Consider the following 3,245-nt stretch of genomic DNA (forward strand, 5'->3'; position numbering starts at 1 on the left):
CAAGCTTTGCCAAGAACCAGATCCGCATTGCGCTGGGGCTGTCGCTCGGCGGTGCTGGCACCGCAGCCAATGCAGCGGGCGGGCTGCTCTCGGGTGGCGGTGGTGGCGGTGGTTTGCTGTCCGGCATCCTGGGGCAGGGGGCAAGCGGCCTTCTGGGCGGCACCAGCCTTGTTGCGGGGCTGGGCGGCGGCTTCCAGGCGGCTTTGGGGCTCGGTGGCTTTACCAGCGCGGGGCTGTTCAGCGTTGGGGCCAATGCGGCCCTTGCCTCGGCCGCAACAGGGGCCAGCGCGCTGGTCTCGACCATTGGCGCGGCCCTGCCTGTTGTGGGGCTTCTGGCGGGCGGCGTGGCCCTCCTGTCCAAGGCCTTCAGCCGCAAGTTCGAATATTCGGCGCTGGAGGGCACCATCGGAGCCGATGGTTTTGACGGCTACACCCGCGATTTTTACAAGGGCGGCTGGTTCCGCAGCGACAAGAATGTCTATGGCGCGGTGGATGCGGGGCTGGATGCAGCACTGGATCAGCAGGTTGCCGGGCTGACCTCGGGCCTTTTGTCGATGTCGGAAGCGCTGGGGCTTGGCTCTGACGCGCTGGCGGAGTTCGAGGGCTATACGCTGTCGGTGATGACCTCCGGGCGCACGCAGGAGCAGATCCAGCAGGACATCGCCGATCACATGGCGGCGGCCTCCGACCAGATGGCGGATCTGATCCTCGGCACCGATGACTTCACCCGCGCCGGGGAAAGCGCCTCGGACACGCTGGCGCGACTCTCGGGCAGCCTGGTGGCGGTGAATGACGCCATGGATCTCCTGAGCGGCACCGCCTTTGATGTGTCGCTGGCGGGCGGTGATCTGGCCTCTGACCTGCTGGCGGCCTTTGGCGGATCGGAGGCCTTCTCGGTGGCGATCTCGCGCTATTTTGACGGCTTTTATACCGAGGCGGAGCGCAGCGAGACCGTCCTGCGGCGGCTGGAAGAAGAGTTCGAGGAACTGGGACTTGCCATGCCCGCCTCGCGCGCCGCCTTCCGCGAGCTGGTCGAAAGCCTCGATCTCAGCACCGAGGGCGGGCAGACCCTCTATGCCGAACTGCTGCGGCTGGCCGGGGCGATGGATGAGGTGCTGCCCCAGATGGGGGCCTTCACGGCGGAGCTGGCCGGGCTGGCGCAAGAGATCGGCGGCGAGATCGGCGTCCAGATCGATGCGGCCCAGGATATGGTCAGCGCGGCGCGGGAGGCGGCGGCGGACTGGCGGCGGACCTCCGAGGATCTGCGCGGCTTTGTCTCCGACCTGCTGACCACCGAATTGAGCGCGGCCAGCGATGCCCAGACTGCCACGGCGCAGAAGGCCCGCCTTGATGCGGCCTTTGCCGGGGTGCAGGCGGGCGATGCGACGGCAGCGGCGGCGCTGCCGGATCTCGCCCGCAGCTACCTGCGCAGCGCCCGCGACATGGCAGGATCGGATCTGGATTACCGCCGGATAGCCGCCGAGGTACAGGCGCGCCTCACCTATGCGGCGGGGATCGCGGATCTGGAAGCGGGCAACGATGAGGTGCTGGCGGGGCTTTACGAGCAGCAGATCGAGGTTCTGACCGCGCTTGGCACCTTCCTGCAGTTTGAGGGGCTGACGGCGGATGAGGTCGCCAATCTGAGCGAGGGCGTCCAGGCGCTGGCGGAGGATTGGGATGGCACGGTGGCTTCCTTCGAGGCGTCGCTGTCGGCGTTGGAAAGCGCCATCGAGAGTGCCGAGGCCTTCAGCTATGACGATCTGGTCGGTGCGCTGGATGTGGCGGTGACGCTGGATGACAGCGCCCCGGGCTGGCTGCGCGAGCTGGTGGAACAGGCCGACACCGGCATTCGCACCACGCTCGATTTTATCATCCGCCGCGATGACCTGACACCGGCGGATCGCTGGATTGCCACCCATGCGCTCTCGCAGCATGTGGCGACGCTGGATCTGGTGCTGGGCGCGGATCTGGATGCGGAAAGCCGCAGGCTGGCGCTGACCACGGCGGCGGATCTGCGCCGCCGGGTGATGCTGGATCTGACCCGGGATCTCGACCCGGAGACTCGGTCGCTGGTGCTGACCCGCTCCGCCAACCTGTCGCGCCGGGTGACTGTGGCCCTGACCGGGGCCGGGGCCGACACGGTGGCGCGGCTGAGCGAGATTGCCGGGCTGATCGGCGATGGCGGCGGCAGCGGTCGGCTGACCTTTGGCGGCGGCGTGGTGCTGGAGGCCGATGATGTCTTTGCCGATCTGGCCACACAGACCGAACGGCTGCAGGACCCGCTGGACCGGCTGCGCGGCATGCTGGGCGAGCTGCGCGATGCGGTGGAGGCGGATCGGCTGGCGCGGGCGGCGCAGACCCAGATCGCGGCGTTGCAGGCGCAGGGGCAGACCGTGGCCAGCAGCCTTGCGGATCGCAGCGAGGCGGCGGGGATCGTCAGCCAAATCGAGGCGCTGGAGCGCCGGACCGGCGTGAGCCTGACCCGCTCCGGCGGCCGCGATGCGGAGCTGCGGCTCTCAGACGTCTCCGGGCGGATCATCTATGACGCGGATTATGTCACCTATGGGGGCGGGGCGGATCTGGCGGGCTTCCGCTCTGCCTTCTGGGGCGCGGATGGGCTGGAGGCGCAGATCCGCGCCTATAACCAGAGCTACAACGTCAGTGAGGATCAGATCGAGACGCTGCGGGCGCAGATCCGGGATCTCGGCGGTATCCCCGCCTTTGCCCGGGGCGGGGCGCATAAGGGCGGCGCGCGCATCGTCGGCGAGCGCGGCTGGGAGATCGAGCACACCGGCCCCGCGCGCATTCATAGCCATGCGGAATCGGTGGCGATGCTCGACAACCGCCCGCTGGCGCGGGGGATCGAGGATCTGACCCGCCATGTGGTGGCGCAGGGGCAGGCGCTGCAACTGATCGTGGACCGGATCGCCAATCAGATCGACGATTGGGACGAGATCGGCCTGCCGGGGGAGCGGAGCTGATGGACTTCAATATCATTGCACCGATGCCGGTAAGCGAGGTGGAGCTGATCGCCTCGAACATTCCGGAGGATGATCATCCGGATTGGGACAGCGCCGCCACCTATGACCAGGGCGCGCGGGTGATCTCCACCCTGTCACACCGGATCTATGAAAGCCTGGTGGACAACAACCAGGGCCATGATCCGCTGGGGGATGACGGCAGCCATTGGCTGGAGATCAGCGCCACCAACCGCTGGCGGGCCTTCGATCAGCGCCGTTCCAACA

At 67.9% G+C, this 3,245-nt stretch carries 1 protein-coding gene and 1 pseudogene; both read left to right on the top strand.

All coding sequences use genetic code 11. The features are described 5' to 3' along the window. Nucleotides 1–2,981 (top strand): hypothetical protein (locus MHM97_RS22620; RefSeq protein WP_239325887.1); only part of this gene is annotated, 2,981 nt, incomplete at its 5' end. Then, nucleotides 2,981–3,245, top strand: a pseudogene (locus tag MHM97_RS22625) (hypothetical protein); the annotation flags it as partial. The gene MHM97_RS22620 and the pseudogene MHM97_RS22625, both read left to right, overlap by 1 nt.

This window comes from Epibacterium sp. Ofav1-8, assembly GCF_022348185.1.
GTDB lineage: Bacteria > Pseudomonadota > Alphaproteobacteria > Rhodobacterales > Rhodobacteraceae > Epibacterium.